This window comes from Citricoccus sp. NPDC055426 (assembly GCF_040677445.1).
GTDB lineage: Bacteria > Actinomycetota > Actinomycetes > Actinomycetales > Micrococcaceae > Citricoccus.
Map to the genome: position 1 here is coordinate 112,775 of NZ_JBFARZ010000007.1, position 15,489 is coordinate 128,263.

The 15,489-nt window shown below is 70.6% G+C and carries 14 protein-coding genes; 6 read left to right on the forward strand and 8 right to left on the reverse strand.

What is annotated here, in order from left to right; translation table 11 throughout:
• Positions 1–26: 26 nt before the first annotated feature.
• Complete coding sequence (locus AB0K08_RS11435) at positions 27–863, reverse strand: uracil-DNA glycosylase (RefSeq protein WP_363354496.1); 837 nt, start codon at positions 861–863, stop codon at positions 27–29.
• A gap of 165 nt (positions 864–1,028) precedes the next feature.
• On the opposite strand from AB0K08_RS11435, the gene AB0K08_RS11440 reads away from it, so the two are divergent.
• Complete coding sequence (locus AB0K08_RS11440) at positions 1,029–2,354, forward strand: AI-2E family transporter (protein WP_363354498.1); 1,326 nt, start codon at positions 1,029–1,031, stop codon at positions 2,352–2,354.
• 114 nt (positions 2,355–2,468) lie between these two features.
• Here AB0K08_RS11440 and tsaB read toward each other — a convergent pair whose 3' ends face one another.
• The gene (tsaB, locus tag AB0K08_RS11445) at positions 2,469–3,173 is read right to left on the reverse strand and encodes a tRNA (adenosine(37)-N6)-threonylcarbamoyltransferase complex dimerization subunit type 1 TsaB (protein WP_363354500.1); all 705 of its coding nucleotides are present in this window, start codon (positions 3,171–3,173) and stop codon (positions 2,469–2,471) included.
• Positions 3,174–3,385: 212 nt separating this feature from the next.
• Between tsaB and AB0K08_RS11450 the strand changes: the two genes are divergently transcribed.
• The 4 genes from AB0K08_RS11450 to AB0K08_RS11465 all read left to right on the forward strand — a co-directional run bounded on the left by AB0K08_RS11450 (position 3,386) and on the right by AB0K08_RS11465 (position 8,620).
• The gene (locus AB0K08_RS11450; protein ID WP_363354502.1) at positions 3,386–4,555 is read left to right on the forward strand and encodes an FAD-dependent oxidoreductase; all 1,170 of its coding nucleotides are present in this window, start codon (positions 3,386–3,388) and stop codon (positions 4,553–4,555) included.
• Between the two features lie 46 nt (positions 4,556–4,601).
• Positions 4,602–6,203: a helix-turn-helix transcriptional regulator gene (locus AB0K08_RS11455; RefSeq protein WP_363354504.1), complete on the forward strand. Its 1,602-nt coding sequence runs from the start codon at positions 4,602–4,604 to the stop codon at positions 6,201–6,203.
• Between the two features lie 209 nt (positions 6,204–6,412).
• Positions 6,413–7,135, forward strand: a complete 723-nt coding sequence (locus AB0K08_RS11460; protein ID WP_363354506.1) for a hypothetical protein — start codon at positions 6,413–6,415, stop codon at positions 7,133–7,135.
• Positions 7,136–7,213: 78 nt separating this feature from the next.
• Positions 7,214–8,620: a hypothetical protein gene (locus AB0K08_RS11465; protein WP_363354508.1), complete on the forward strand. Its 1,407-nt coding sequence runs from the start codon at positions 7,214–7,216 to the stop codon at positions 8,618–8,620.
• 105 nt (positions 8,621–8,725) lie between these two features.
• On the opposite strand, the gene AB0K08_RS11470 is transcribed toward AB0K08_RS11465, so the two are convergent.
• From AB0K08_RS11470 to AB0K08_RS11485, 4 genes are all read right to left on the reverse strand, one after another.
• Entirely contained in the window at positions 8,726–9,661 is a 936-nt protein-coding gene (locus tag AB0K08_RS11470; protein WP_363354510.1) for a hypothetical protein, read from the reverse strand.
• Complete coding sequence (locus AB0K08_RS11475; RefSeq protein ID WP_363354512.1) at positions 9,661–10,158, reverse strand: hypothetical protein; 498 nt, start codon at positions 10,156–10,158, stop codon at positions 9,661–9,663. The genes AB0K08_RS11470 and AB0K08_RS11475 overlap by 1 nt, the downstream gene beginning before the upstream one ends.
• A gap of 134 nt (positions 10,159–10,292) precedes the next feature.
• Complete coding sequence (locus AB0K08_RS11480) at positions 10,293–11,105, reverse strand: nitroreductase family protein (protein ID WP_363354514.1); 813 nt, start codon at positions 11,103–11,105, stop codon at positions 10,293–10,295.
• A 3-nt stretch (positions 11,106–11,108) separates the two neighbouring features.
• Positions 11,109–11,435, reverse strand: a complete 327-nt coding sequence (locus AB0K08_RS11485; RefSeq protein ID WP_363354516.1) for a hypothetical protein — start codon at positions 11,433–11,435, stop codon at positions 11,109–11,111.
• A gap of 226 nt (positions 11,436–11,661) precedes the next feature.
• Between AB0K08_RS11485 and AB0K08_RS11490 the strand changes: the two genes are divergently transcribed.
• The gene (locus tag AB0K08_RS11490) at positions 11,662–14,094 is read left to right on the forward strand and encodes a calcineurin-like phosphoesterase C-terminal domain-containing protein (protein WP_363354518.1); all 2,433 of its coding nucleotides are present in this window, start codon (positions 11,662–11,664) and stop codon (positions 14,092–14,094) included.
• A 156-nt stretch (positions 14,095–14,250) separates the two neighbouring features.
• On the opposite strand, the gene AB0K08_RS11495 is transcribed toward AB0K08_RS11490, so the two are convergent.
• Both AB0K08_RS11495 and AB0K08_RS11500 read right to left on the reverse strand, forming a co-directional pair.
• Positions 14,251–14,832 carry an RES domain-containing protein gene (locus AB0K08_RS11495; RefSeq protein ID WP_363354520.1) on the reverse strand — a complete coding sequence of 194 codons (582 nt, stop codon included), beginning with the start codon at positions 14,830–14,832 and terminating at the stop codon, positions 14,251–14,253.
• A 50-nt stretch (positions 14,833–14,882) separates the two neighbouring features.
• The gene (locus tag AB0K08_RS11500; RefSeq protein WP_363354522.1) at positions 14,883–15,377 is read right to left on the reverse strand and encodes a hypothetical protein; all 495 of its coding nucleotides are present in this window, start codon (positions 15,375–15,377) and stop codon (positions 14,883–14,885) included.
• Positions 15,378–15,489: the final 112 nt, after the last annotated feature.

Sequence of the window (15,489 nt, forward strand, 5' to 3'; positions counted from 1 at the left end):
TCGTCTGTGATCCTCGGTGGCCGGCGTCAGAGCAGGGCGATGACCTCATCCAGCATCGGCTCCGTTAGCCGGCCCGTGAAGGTGTTCTGCTGGGAGACGTGGTAGCAGCCGACCACCCTCACGCTCCGGCCGCTGGGCGCGCCGAACACCGTCTGCGCCCCGTGCCCGAACTTCGCGCGCGGGCGCGGCACCGTCCAGCCCACCCGCGACGCGGCGGCGTGCACCGACTGCCAGCCGATGCCGCCGAGCACCAGGATCGACTCCACGGACGTGGCCAGTTGAAGTTCGCGGTCCAGCCAGGGCCCGCACGCGGCGCGCTCGGCCGGCGTCGGCTTGTTGTCCGGCGGGGCGCAGTGCACCGGCGCCACCATGCGCACGCCCACCAGCCGCTGGCCGTCACCGGCGGCGTACGACGTCGGCCGCTCGGCATATCCGGCCCGGTACAGCGCCGCGTGGATCCAGTCCCCGGACTTATCCCCCGTGAACATCCGGCCGGTGCGGTTGGCCCCGTGGGCGGCCGGGGCGAGCCCCACCACGAGGACCCGCGGGTCGGCGTCCCCCAGTGAGGGCACGGCCCGTCCCCAGTACGGCTCCGACGCCCAGGCCCGGCGCTTGTCCCGTGCCACGCTCTCGCGCCAGTCCACCAGCCGCGGGCAGGCACGGCACACGGAGACCCGGGCGTCGACGTCGGCCAGGGACTGGGCGGTGCGCGCCGCCTTCCGGACCTGCGCCGGGGAGGCCGCGGCCGTCGTCGTGGGCTCCGCCGGGTCCTCCGGCCACCCGGTGCCGGGAGGCACGGGCGAGACGAAGAGCTGTCCGGTCAAGGGGTGCGGCAGCAGGGGTCCGAGGTCGGTGATGTCCACCCCTCCATCCTCCCAGCCCATCCAACTGAGTCTCACGAATTGCCCCTGGATCGGCAGTCCAAGGGCCAATACGTGCGACCCAGTTGCCGGGTCCAGCACCGTCACGGCCATACAGTGGGCTGAGCAGAGACGCCATGAAAGCACCACCACACCAGGAGCACCCGCATGAGCACCGTGGAACACCCACCGGAAGCCCGGCATGACCGGCGGCAGACCGGCCAGAACCGTCAGGCCGGACCGTGGTCGGACGCCCTCGGCCGGGCCGGCGCCCGGGCGGGCCAGACGCTGCTGATCGCCGCCGTGGCCGTCGGGGTGATCGTGATCATGCTGCGCGTGAGCGTGGTGGTGCTGGCGGTCCTGGTGGCGCTCATCCTGGCCTCGGCGGTGGCCCCGCTGGTGCGCTGGCTCGTGGGCAAGGGCTGGTCCCACCTGTGGGCTACCCTGATGTCCTTCCTGGTCATCCTGGTGGTGGCCGGCGGCGTGATCACGGGCGTGGTGCTGGCGATCCGCAACGAGTGGCAGGGCCTGGTGGACTCGGCCCTGCAGGGCTGGCAGCAGCTGCAGGACTGGGTGACCAACGGGCCGCTGCCCATCGACGCCTCCGTGATCGACGACGCCACCCAGCAGGTCACCGACTTCCTGGCCAGCGGCGACTACGCCAGCGGCCTGGCCAGCGGCACCCTGACGGGCATCTCCGCGGCCACGAACTTCCTGACCGGTCTGGTGCTGATGATCGTGGTGCTGTTCTTCCTGCTCAAGGACGGGCCGAAGATCAACAGCTTCATGCTGCGCTGGTTCCGCGGCGAGACCCGGGCCAAGCTGGCCGAGTCCGTGGACCGCTCCTCCGAGGTCCTCGGCGGCTACGTCCGCGGCACCGCCACCGTGGCCGCCGTGGACGCGGTGCTGATCGGCATCGGCCTGCTCATCGTGGGCGTCCCCCTGGCCCTGCCGCTGGCCGTGGTCACCTTTATTGGCGCGTTCATCCCGATCGTCGGCGCCACCGCGGCCGGCATCCTCGCCGCCCTGGTCGCCCTGGTGACCACCGGGCCCGTGGAGGCGCTGATCGTGGTGGCCATCGTGGTCGGCGTCAACCAGATCGAGGGCAACCTGCTCCAGCCCGTGGTGATGGGCCGGACCCTGAGCTTGCACGCGCTGATCGTGCTGCTGGCCCTGACCATCGGCACCATCGTCGGTGGCATCTTCGGCGCCATCCTCGCCGTGCCCTACACGGCCGTGGCCTGGACGCTGATCCAGGTCTGGACCCACCGCTACCAGGCCGGCGACGACCCCGTGCTCGGCCCGGACCCGCTGAACCCCAAGGACCGCGCCTCGAGGAAGGCCAACGCCGCCCAGCGGGAGAAGTACCGCCGGATCCGCCGGGGCACCGGCAAGGGCCAGGACCTGGGCGCCGTGGAGGACGAGGCCGCCCCGTCCGATCCGGCCGAGCAGCAGGCGATCGAGTCCGGGCTGCCGGACTCCTCCACCCCCTGACGATCACGCCACTGACAATCACGGCCGCGCTACACGTCGAGAATCGCCGAAGGAATCGACAGTTCCCGCGGCCGTGATGTGGGTTGTGCGGGAAGAACGACGCCGGCCCGGTGGCTACCGCTGTCCGGTCCCGGCGCGCTTGCGCGGACCCGGCACCTTGGCGTCGGATTCGCGCAGGTACAGCGGCTGCACGGGCATCAGCCCCCGGCCACGACGCAGCGCGAGCTCGCCCACCAGGCCGAGCGAGCCGGCGTCGGGCACGGTGTGGGTGAAGGACTGCACGGCGGCCAGGGAGTCCGGGTACAGCCCCGCTCCGGCGCCGTAGGCCGGCAGCGGGGTCACCTCCCCGGGAGCGGTGACGAAGGGCCCATGCAGGCGCTGGAACTGGCCGCCGACCTGGGAGTAGTGCGCCCAGTAGACCTCGCGGCGCCGCGCATCGGTGGCCACCACGAACTCCTCCACGCCGGCGCGGAAGGCCTCCTCGGCGGCGGTGAGCGCGATCGCGTCCAGGCTCATCACGCCGTGCACCTCGATCCCCCACGCGAAGGCGAGCGAGCGGGCGGTCACCAGCCCGGCGCGCAGCCCGGTGAACGGCCCGGGCCCGACGCCGGCCAGCACCGCCCGCACATCCCCCGCCTCGACCTGGGCCTCGGCGAGCACCCGGCGGACCGCCGGGGCGAGGACCTCGGCGTGCGTGTTGGTCTCGGTGGAGGCCCAGTGGGCGAGGATCTCACCGTCGGCGACCACGGCCGCGCTGGCGGTGGCAGAGGCGTCGAGGGCCAGGAGGGGACGGAAGGACTCGGAGGGGTTGTCAGGCACGGGAACCATTCTACGAACCGTCCGTACCCGTCCTCCCATCCCGCCCCCAGATCACGGCTTCGATAGTCGTCGAAACACGCCGGGCAGATCGACGATTACCGCTCTCATGATCAGAGGCATGGGCATTAATCCCCATGTCCCCCACGGCGGTACGCGCGAGATGGGTGGTCCGGCCGACGCGCCACCTCCCCTCGGATTCCTAGCGTTGAGACATGAAACGCATCGACCCCGCCCCCACCGCTCCAACCCCACAACTCCCCCGCCACACCTACGACGCCGTCATTATCGGCGCCGGCCAGGCCGGGTTGTCCACCGCCTACCACCTCCAACGCCGCGGCCTGGACTGCGTGGTCCTGGAGGCCGCGCACCGCGTCGGCGACCACTGGCGCCACCAGTACGACTCCCTGCGGCTGTTCACCGCCAACAAGTTCAACCGTCTGCCCGGCTACGGCTTCCCTGGGGAGCCCTGGGGCTACTCCTCCAAGGACGAGGTGGCCGAAGCCCTGCAGGACTATGCACGGCGCCACGAGATCCAAGTACAGCTGGACTCCCCCGTCGTCCGCCTCACCCGGACCTCCGAGGGCTTCCGCACGGAGACCGGCCCCACCCCCGAAGCCACCGAGTCCTACCTCTCCCGCACGGTCGTCCTGGCCACCGGCCCCTTCGGCCAGAGACCGGCCCTCCCGGATTGCGCCGGAGACCTCGATCCGTCCATCCTGCAACTGCACTCCAGCCAGTACCGTCGGCCGGGACAGCTCCGCCCGGGCCCTGTGCTGGTGGTCGGCGGCGGTCACTCGGGCTGCGACATTGCCCTCGAGATCGCGGCCGCGGGGCACCCGACCACCCTCTCCGGCCGCGACCTCGGCCAGATCCCGGTGCGGTTCAGCAGCCCGCTGATCCACCTGATCATGCCGCTGGTCATGATCCAGCACGCCTACGTCTTCCGCCGCAACACCCCGATGGGCCGCCGCAAGCGCCCAGAGGTGCTGCACCACGGTGCCCCCAGGCTGAGGGTGCAGGCGCAGGATCTGGACGGGGCCGGCGTCGTGCGCACCGAGGCCCGGGTGACCGGGACGCGGGACGGCCAACCGCTGCTCGCGGACGGCACCGCCGTCCCCGCCACGAACGTCATCTGGGCCACCGGCTTCCGCCACGACTACTCCTGGCTGCAGCTGCCGGCGCTGGATGCCGAGGGCTGGCCGCGGGAATACCGGGGCGTCGCCCAGGACGTCCCGGGCCTGTACTTCTGCGGGCTCGCCTTCCAGACCTCGATGTCCTCGATGAACTTCTACGGGGTCGGACAGGATGCGGACTATGTGGCGGGCCGGATCGCCGCGGAGCAATCGGCCAGCCGCGCCACGGCCCCGTCCACCACCCCGTGACCGGCCCCTCCCTGGGCGGTATCCTCCGGTCAAGGAGGCACCGCCCATGGCCACTGACCCATCCGTGGCCGACCTGGTGGCCCGCGGCACCGCCAACCACTTGGCCGGAGACTATGAGCGCGCCGTCCAGGACCTCCAGCTCGCGTACCGGCGGACCCTCGACGACGGCGACCCGGCCCGGGCGTTCGCCGTCGCCTTCTCCCTCGCCATGGTCTACGGCACCACCTGCCAGCCGGCCCTGTTCAACGGCTGGGCCGGCCGGGCCGAGCGGTTGCTCGGCGAACTCGTCGAGGCACCCACGGAACGCGGTTACCTGGCGTTCCTGCAGATGCACGGGGCCATCCTCACCGGGGACTTCCCCGCCGCGGCGCAACTGGCACCCCAGGTCGTGGCGATCGGACGCAGTCAGCACGAGGAGGACCTGGTGGTGCTCGGCGAGGTCGCGCTGGGCCGGGCCGCGATCTACTCCGGCGACGTGCGGGGCGGGCTGAACCTGCTGGACGAGGCCATGGCCGGGATCCTCGCCGGGGAGACCGGGGCACTGGCCACCGGACTGGCATGGTGCGCCGCGGTGGAGGGCTGCCAGGAGATCGGCGCGATCGACCGGCTCTGCGAGTGGACCGCCGCGCTGGTGACCTGGTGCGGCTCCACGCCCGGGCTCGAGCTGTTCACCGGCCACTGCTCGGTCCACCGAGGGCAGGTGCTGACCCTGCAGGGCCACTGGGGCGAGGCGCTGGTGGCCCTGGACGACTCGCGGCGGCGCCACCAGCGGCGCGGCGACCTCGGAGCCGCCGGTTGGGCCGAGCGCTCCCGCGGGGATGTGCTGCGCCTGCGCGGGCAGGCGGACGAGGCCGCAGCCGCCTACCGCACCGCCGCAGATCTCGGGTGCGACCCGCAGCCCGGGCTGGCCCTGCTATGGCTCGCGGAGGGCCGGGCGGAGGCGGCCGTCGCGGCGGTCCGCCGGTGCCTGGCCGAGACCCCGCTCCCGGCGCACCGGGTCGCCTTGCTGCCGGCCGCCGTCGAGGTCCTGGTCAGGGCCGGCACCGCCGGGGACTCCGTGGAGGAGGTCGCGGGGCTGGCGGCCGAGCTGGATGAGCTGGCGACCCTGACCGAGTGCGCCTCGGTCTCCGCCGCGGCGGCCTACGCCCATGCCGGCGTGGAGCTCGCGCGCGGTGATGCCGCCGGCGCCCTGCCCTACGCTCACAAGGCCGTGCACGAGTGGGGCGGGGTGGGGTGCCCCTTCGAGCAGGCCCGCTCTCGGGCGCTCCGGGCGCGGGCCCTGGCGCGTGTCGGCGATGTGGACACCGCGGCCGACGAGCTGGCCGCGGCGCGTGAGACCTTCGTCCGTCTCGGGGCCGCGCCCGCTGACGCGGAGGCCGGGACGCAGTGGGCTGAGATGTCCGGTGCGGCGCTTGGTGGCGTTGTCCCGCCGGAGCGGGTCACCGAGGCCCCGGACGGCCTGACCGGCCGCGAACTGGAGGTGCTCGCCCTCGTGGCGGCCGGCCACAGCAACCGGCAGATCGCCGCGGAACTGGTCATCAGTGAGAAGACCGTGGCCCGGCACCTGAGCAACATCTTCACCAAGATCGACGTCGGCTCCCGCACCGCAGCGGCCGCGTACGCCTTCCAACGAGGCCTCGCCACGTAGTCAACGGATCACGGCATCGCTACACGTCGAGAATCGCCGTAGGAATCGACAGTTGTCGATGCCGTGATCCTCGAGGCGAGGCATGCGATGCGACGTCTACCGCGGGTTCCGGCTCTGGACACCCCACTCGAGCACGGCGTATACCTGACCGCACCATTGGCTCGACGGCGGGGGTGGACATGTCTAGGCCGCGGCAATGTGGTCGATGGGTGGCAGTAGCCCTTCTGACGCTGTTCGTGACCGTACCGCTCTCCGGGTGCGGTCCGGCAGCCCGGGAATCAGCGAACGCCGCCAAGACGAGCACCGACGACATCGCCCGGCTACTCGGCCAACCCACACGCCACCTCGATCTGGAGACCAGGATCTCAGAGCTGGATGACCACCTCCGTCAGGTCCCCACGGGGGCGCCGCTCAGTACGGCAGCGCAAGTCGACCTCGATGCGGCCGTTCGGATCTCTGCCGAACTGAAGAGATTGCGGGTGGCATGGACTGAATCGGACAGGGTGCTCGCGGAGATTGTCGAAGACTCCGAGGACCTGCTCTCGACTCACCTGACGGTTGTTCCTCGCCCGGATTTCAGGGCTCACATGGAGGATCAGATCCAGCAGGTCGGGAAGGAGATTGTCTGCACCGTCTTCGCCGAGGGGATGACCGCCGCGCAGGAAGAGTCGGTACGCCATCAGTACGCAGTCACGGAATCCGTCCTGGGGCAGCCGGCCCCAGAGGACGTCGTGACGATGTTCCGGGCGTCCGTCACGGACGTCGGGTATCAACTGGAGGAGGTTGACGAGGCCCTCGACCTCTACGGGCTGTCCTCAGAGCTACTCACCCAGGCCATCGACTCCGTGGGGAAGGTCGAAGACGTGATGGGTGCCGCCGAGTGGGGGAACCACGGCGCGTTCCAGATGTACCTGCGTCACTGCGTTCTGTGACCCTCGTTGTTCTATAGACCCCACCGACCCGCCATCTCTTATTGCAATTGATTCGCAATTGCGTTTAGAGTCACCGGCATGAACCCATCACCACCGCCCCTGCCCACCCCTGCCCGCTTGTCCTCGAACTCAGAAGTCCACGCCCGACGGCGGCGCACCCGCCACCTCGGTTCCCTCGCCTCGGTCGCTGCGTTGGCCCTCGCCCTCTCGGCCTGCGCGCCCGACGCGCCAGGTGCCGGTTCCGGAGGAGGTGAGGGGCCGGCGTCGGGCTCAGCCGGAGGCTCCCCCAGCGCCACCGCCGCCGATCCGGCCGAACCCGTCAACGCCGCTCAGCGGGACTCGCGTGCGGAGGTCGCCTCGCTCGCACCGCGGGTGGTGCTGGCCCACGAGGGCGGCCTGGTCACCCTGGATGCCGAGTCCGGCAAGGTGGTCCACGAGGAGGAGCTGGAGGCCTTCCTGCGGCTGAACAACGCCGGCGACGGCCAGCACGTGCTGGTCACCCACGGCGATGAGTTCGAGGTCTACAACACCGGGATCGATGCGCAGGGCCACGGTGACCACTTCCACTACTACGAGTCGACGCCGGGGCTGAGCGGCATCACCTTCGAGGCCCCGCACGCCGGGCACGTGGTCAACCACCGCGGGCTCACCACCCTGTTCGCCGACGGGGACGGGTCCATCCAGACCTTCACCTCGGAGCACCTCAAGGACGGCCAGCCGCGCACCGAGACCAGCTCCACGGATGCTCCCCACCACGGCGTGGCCCTGCGCCTGGCGGACGGCAGCCTGTTGACCACGCAGGGCACTGAGGAGGAACGAGACACGGTGCAGGTGCTGGGCGGCGAGGGCGGAAACACCTCCGTCGCGGAGACCACCGACTGCACCGGCGTGCATGGCGAGGCCGCGGCGGCGCCGACCGAGAACGGGGACGTGGTGGTGCTGGGCTGCGAGGACGGCCCGGTCATCTACCGGGACGGCGCCTTCCACAAAGTCGACGCCGAGCACGACTACCAGCGCACCGGCAACCTGGCCGGCTCGGAGGACTCCCCCATCGTGCTCGGGGACCTGAAAACTGAGGCTGACGCCGAGTTCGAACGGCCCACGCAGGTGGCCCTGATCAACTCGCTGACGGATGAGCTGCAGACCGTGGAGCTCGGTTCCTCCTACTGGTTCCGCTCCCTGGCCCGCGGCCCGGCAGGCGAGGCGCTCGTGCTGACCGACGACGGCGAGCTCACCGTGATCGACGAACAGACCGGCGAGGTCACGGACGAGATCGCCGTGATCGAGCCCTGGGAGGAGCAGGAGGAGTGGCAGCAGCCCGGCCCCATCCTCAAGGTCGCCGGGTCTATGGCCTACGTGACGGATGCGGAGAACCGGCAGCTCGTGATCATCGACCTGGAGTCCGGCGTGGTCGTGAAGGAGGTGGACCTGGAGGTGACCCCGGTGGAGATGGCGGTCGTCGACGGCCACCCCGAGGCCCCCTGATCACGGCCGCGCCACGCGTCGAGAATCGCCGAGCGGATCGACAGTTATCGATGCCGTGATCCTCTGCGGGCGACGTCAGCGGGGCGCAGGTCAGCGGGGCGCAGGTCAGCGGGTGGCGGGCAGGTCCGGCGGCGGTAGCTGGTGGGTGCCGGTCTGTGGCACGCCCAGCACCTCGCGCTGTCCGCCCCCGGCGCCGGTTGCCCCCTCAGCGGGATCCTCGCCGCCGCCATGGGTGAGCACCCACATGGTCTCCCACACGGTCCGGGCGGTGACTGGTGCCAGCCGCAGCAGCAGCCGCCCGTCCCGCTCGGAGGCCTCGGCGTCCGCCCCGAACACGTAGTTCCCGGCGCCCTGCGCGCTGATGAACGCCAGGTTCACGCCGAGCGCGGAGGAGGTCGCCTCCCAGACGAACCAGGGCTGGGCCCACAGCTCGGTCAGCTCCGCGGACGAGCCGTCCGGCGCGGGGTGCTGCGGATCGATCACGCGGGCGGTGAACTCGTCCTCGTCCACCAGCAGCTCGCCGGTCAGCAGCGCGGGCGCGGCGCGCACGCCGGCCCACGTGCAGGCCTGGGAGGCCAGGGCGCCGCGCTCCGCCAGCGCCACGGTGTACCGGGCCCGGTTCTCCGGTACGACGCCGGCCATCACGTCCGCGCCCGGCGCACCCGAGACGGTGGAGACCTGCTCCCCCGCCAGCCAGGACTGCATCAGGGTGCGCTCGGTACCGCATCGACCACGCAGGGCCAGCACGTCCTGGGCGGTGGCGACGGGGCGCATGAAGTCCTCGCCGGCCGCGTCCAGCACCCCGTCCAGGGTCAGGAAGCCCTCCCGGACGAGCCGGCCGAGGGCACTGCGGTTGCGGACCGTCGCGAAGCGACCGAGGGAGCCGAGCCGGTGTACGGACTGGAGCACCTCGAGGTCGGCGCTGCGCAACCGGCCGGGGTCCTCGGGACTGGCGTTCCGACGTCGATCCTCACCGCTGAGATGGCGCTGCAGCGCCTCCACGTCATGGATGGGCTGGTGGTGCCGGGAGGTGGACGGCATCAGGCGACGGCCCGGAGCGGGGCCGGCCGGGCCGCCGGGTGCTCCGGGGCCGCGGTGAAGCGGGCGCTGGCGATGACCGCATCGAAGACGCGGGTGAGCTGCTGGTAGTCGCTGATGAGGCAGCTGGCGGTGATCTCCAGGGTGGCCCGGCCAGCGGCGAGCGCCTCCTGGACCAGCCAACGGCGGGTGAAGATGTTGTTCCGGCCGGTCCAGCGGGTGAGGTCCATCCTGCGGGCTGGCAGCCCGCCCACGGTGCAGGTGACGTCCTCCACCACGTAGAGGCGGTTCAGCCCGCAGAGTCCGGCGGGTTCCCCGGCGTAGGTGGTGGCCACGATGTTCGCGGCGAGCTCGGGTTCGGGCAGGGGGCCGCCGGGCTCGAGGCCGTCCGTGAACATGCGTTCCGCGGCCTCCGTCACGGGGGCGGCCGCCACCAGGTGGAACCCGTCCACGGGGTACCTGACCCAGTGCTCCGGCAGGTCCATGGCCAGCGTCCGCATGCGATCTCCTCCTGCCCCTCCGGTGCCGAGAGCGCCAGGTGCGGCCCCACCGGAAGGTGAATTCCTCGTGAACCACGCTAGTCACCGGGCGCCGGAGCCGCGATGGGGAGAACTACCCATCGCGTCTGTGTACCTCACGCCGAACCCGGCCGGACGTCGCTGTCCCACCCCTCCTGGGGCGAATCGCAGGTTTCCCGGAAGACGAACTGGGAGGGCCGGCGTCGTTCCCGGCTGGACCAGTCGATGGCCGGCCGGTGGGTCTTCTCGGGCAGGTAGCCCAACCGGTAGACGGCCATCAGCTCCAGCTCGTCCGGCACGTTCAGCATCGTCACGATGCGCTTCCACTGGTGCGGGGCCTCCATGGGGAAGGAGATGAACTGGATGCCCATCCCCAGCTCCACCGTGGTCAGCCAGAGGTTCTCCATCGCGGCACCCATGCTGAAGACCGAGTAGAAGCCGGACAGCTCCCCGGGCCGGTACTCGCCGCGCTCCAGCATGACGCCGATCAGCAGCGGGGAACCGGCCACCAGCCGGCGGTTCTCCTCGCCGAGCTTCTGCGGCACCTTCAGCCGGTTCATCAGCTGCTGCCCCGAAGGGGTGAACGCGCGTGAGGTGAAGGGCCGCAGCAGCGCCGGCAGCTTGTCGAAGAGCATGCCGCTGCGGGCGGTGTCCATCTCCCGCTGGCTGAACCGGAAGTACTTCTTGTACCGGTCGAAGAAGGTCCCCGCGCCCATCACCTCGGTCATGCTCTCACCGCTGATGTCCGCCACGGTCTCGATGGTGTCCCGGTCCTCGATGAGCACGAACCGCCACGGCTGGCTGTTGAACTGCGAGGGCGCGGCCGCCGCGGCGCGGATCAGCAACTGCTGGTGCTCGGCGCTGACGGGGTCCGGTCGGAACGGCCCGTTCGTGGTGCGCCGGTTGAACACGGCATCGAGGAATTCCATGGCTCACCTCCAGGCCAGGACGAGCCCGGCCACGTAGCAGGGGGCCGCCCACAGGGCGTCCCGCAGGTGGCGGCGCCGCGGCCGGGCCCCGTGCCGCTGCAGCAGGACCAGGGGCACGGCGGCCGGGGCCAGCGCGAGGGCCGCCGGGGATCGGCGCATCGAACCGACGACGACGGCCACGGCCGTCGCCGTGAGCGTCACCGCATACAGGGCGTGGTGGAGCCAGCGGGTCCCCGAGGTGTCCACCCACCTCAGCGCCACCGCGGTACCGAGGGCGCAGTTCGCGGTGTAGGCACCGGCCGCCGCCGTGACGAGGGTGCGGGACTGCATCAGGCTCCTCCTCGTCAGCTGGTCAGCCGGTGGTCTTCATGCACATCGTGCCACAGGCCGTGGCGCCGGCCACCTACTTGCGCCTTCAAGCACGGGTCGGCCAAGCGTCACGGCGATCTCGCCGCCGTATACCTTCCCGTGGGCCGCTGTTCACAGGTGGGTCTCAGGGTGGAGAGCGCCAAACGGTTACCCCCGGCCGGACCACTCCTCCATCGGAAGGTATTTCGTGAACGCGTTCACCCGCCCCACCCGCCATCGATCGGCCCGCCTGGCAGCGGGCGCCCTGGCCCTGGCCACCACCGGCGCCCTGCTGAGCCCGGCGGTCACCGCCGCAGCGGCCACCCCCGTCACGGCTCCGGCCTCCCACACCACCTCGGCCGCCTCGGCCACCGCAACCACCGCCGCCACCACCGCGGGTGCCGTCTGGGACGAGACCGCCTTCCGCGGCTCGGTGCAGGTGGTCGACGGCGCCGACGAGACCCCGGAGGTCCTCGAGGGCGTGGTCTTCGACGACCTGAACCAGAACTCCCGGCAGGACGAGGGCGAACCGGGCGTCGCGGACGTGAGCGTGTCCAACGGCCGGGACATCGTCACCACGGATGAGGACGGCGCCTACGAGCTGCCGGCCTTCGAGAACATGACGGCGTTCGTCACCCAGCCGGCCGACTACCAGGTGCCGGTGGATGACGAGAACGTGGCCCAGTTCCACTACCACCACCTGCCCGAGGGATCGCCGGAGCTGAAGTACGGCGGACTGGAGCCCACCGGTGACCTGCCGGCGGCCGTGAACTTCCCACTGGCCCAGGACGAGGGCGCCGCCGCCTCCACCCAGGAGTGCCTGGTGGGCGGTGACGTGCAGACCTACACGGAGGAGGAGATCGAGTTCGCCCGGGCCGGGGCCTTCGCCGATATGGCGGCCCGCTCCGGTTATGAGGACTGCGGGGCGCTCTTCGTGGGGGACGTGGCCGGCGACGATCTCTCCCTGTACCCGGGGATCCGCACCCTGACCGAGATGATCAACGGCCCGGCCCGCTTCCTGCCGGGCAACCATGACATCGACTTCGACGCCACCGAGCAGGAGCACGCCTTCGACTCCTACCGCGCGGGCCTGGGCCCGGAGTACTACTCCTATGACGTGGGCGAGGCCCACTTCGTGGCGCTGAACAACGTGGAGTACCCCTTCGCCGGTGACACGAAGTACAACGGGGCCATCGACGAGGAGCAGATGGAGTGGCTGCGCCAGGACATCGCCAACACCCCGAAGGACAAGCTCGTGGTGATCGCCGCCCACATCCCGTTGCTGGGCTTCGCTGACCAGAACGGCACCCAGCACCAGACGGACCAGGTCAAGGAGATCCACGAGCTGCTCGAGGGCCGCGAGGCCATCTCGCTGGCCGGTCACGTGCACGCGATCGAGAACATGCGCGAGGGCGACAGCCTGGCCTCCTGGAAGGAGCTGTTCGACGTGGACGAGCTGCCCTTCCCGCACCTGACCGTGGGCGCGATCTCCGGTGACTGGTACTCCGGTGAGATGCTCGACGGCGGCTACCCCACCGCCCTGCAGCGGGACGGCGCCTACCCGGGCGTGCTGACCATGGACCTGGAGGGCAATCAGGTCACCGAGCGCTTCACCCGCACCGGGGACGACGGCACCGACCAGATGGCCCTTGGCCTGAACACCCCTGCCTACCGCGACTGGTTCGCCGAGCACATCGACGCCGAGGGCGCCGCACCGGCGTTCGAGGACCCGCTGACGGTGGGCCAGGACGCGTTGGCGGACACCTGGCTGACGACCAACTTCTTCATGGGCGCCACCGGCTCCACCGTGGAGGTCTCGGTGGACGGCGGCGAGCCCGTGGCGGCCGAGCGCACCCAGCCGATGGCGGGCGAGGAGCAGTTCGTCGGCGCCGAGTACTCGGACCCGGTGGCCGTGCAGGAGCAGCTGGTGCACGGCGGCTCGGTGGCGGACCGCACCTCCCACCTCTGGCGCCTGCCGGTGCCCGAGGACCTGGCGGCCGGTGAGCACACCGCCGAGGTGACTGCCACGGACGTGCACGGCCAGGTCTCCACCGAGACCCTGACCTTCCAGGTCGAGGAGGGCACCGCCGAGCCGGTCGAGCACTTCACGGACAACCAGCCGGGGTCCAAGCACTTCGCCCCGGTGCGGTGGATGCAGCTGGAGGGCCTGACCAACGGGTACTCCGATGGGTCCTTCGGCAAGTACCGGGAGATCTCCCGCGGTGAGTCCTTGGCGTTCGTGTACCGGTACCTGGATCCGGAGTTCTCCCCCGAGGGTGCCCCGTTCCCGGACGTCACCGGCGAGCACACCCACTACGCGCCGATCTCCTGGGCGAAGGCGAACGAGATCACCCAGGGCTACGCGGACGGCGAGTTCAAGCCCACCCGCGAGGTCACCCGCGGCGAGTTCGCCTCCTTCCTGTACCGGGCCGTCGACCCGGAGCACCTGGGACCGGAGGACACCGAGTTCACCGACGTGCCCACCTCGGACGCGGCCTACCAGGCCATCACCTGGCTGGCCTCCGAGGCCCTGTCGGTGGGTTACCACGACGGTTCCTACCAGCCCGACCGGCAGATCACCCGCGCCGAGGTCGCGACCATCCTCTACCGCTACGAGACCATGATCGCCAACGAGGGCTGACGCCCGCCGGCTGACCTAGGCGCAGAGTGACCCCGCCCCCACCGTTGTGACGGGGCGGGGTCACTCTGCGCCTCGGCTGACCCTGCGCGACGAGCACCAAGAGGCCATCAACGCACGTCAGACGGCGGCTATGAAGACCGTGTGCGCGGACGGCCCCTACCAGCGGACGGTGATGTGCAACCCGGCGCACAGGTCGGTCAGCCACTCGCGATCGACCTGGCGGCGGAAGATCTTCGCCACCCCGTCATCCTGCTCTAGATCGGCGGCATCAACCCGGTCGCCGAAGATCATCACTGCGACGTCAGAGTTGCACCGGTGGCTCATCCACGCCACCCCGTCGAAGCCTGCCAGATGGGCCGATTTGGCCCACGACACGGTCTCCTCATAGCGATCCGGCCCCGTTTCCGAGACCTCAGTCTGGTCGGTGCCGAGCGCACGCAGACCAAGGCCTTTGAATGATGCCAACCTGAGGGCGCGCAGTGGCCGCACCCCGCCCAGCACCATGGGCTCATAGTCCCGTCGCAGCAGCTCTCCGCCGGCCACCGGCACGTAACGGAGGATGGATTCGGCAATGGCCGCCTCCGCGGTCAGCGCCGCGTAGAGCACCGGAATCGTCTCGCCATGGGCGCCGGTGAAGAATGCGAACCGGGTCGGCGATCCGAGACCTGGGTTGAATGCGGTGACGGAGCGTCCCGAAGTTCCGTCGAGGACTCGGTAGAGCAGGCTCCCCTGCTCCACGGTTTCATCGTGAGCGACCGCGAACTTCCCGCTGGGCCACTCGACCTCTCTCACCACTGGGCTCCGAATCGGCCGTTGAAGTCCGCCAAGACTGTCTCGTCCTCGATGAGGATGTCCACCGGCCGCACGCCGTCCAGGCCGGCGCTGGGCAGGCAGAACCATTGGACCACCGTGTCGGCGTCGACCGCGAGGGAGTCAGCGGAGCGCAGGACCGCAAGAACGGTGGGGTGCACGTGACCAGAATCCGTGAACTGGAATCCGGGGTAGGCGAAGGTGTTGCGCACCGGAACGCCCAAGGCCTTGGCATTCTTCCTCTGGTCGTTGGCGTAGGCACCACCGGGCTGGGTTGAACCGAGCAGCCGGGATGCCTCGGTCGCGGTGAGCCATCCGAACTCGTCGCCGATGGCTCGTCTGGCCCGCGACGAAGCGGCAACACCGGCAGCCATCTGGGGTGACACCGGCTGGTCCAGGGAGCTGATGGCGCTGCCGAGAACGTCGATGGCCCCGCGCATGGCGGTGATGTCCGCCATTTCGCGGCGCTGCAAGGCCTCTCGTTCAACACGGTCAGGAATGTGGACAGACATCGTAAGAACCTCCGTTTACTGATGTTCAATCCTACCGCAGGTTTCGCGGGCGAATAAGAGTCTTCCTGGCCCC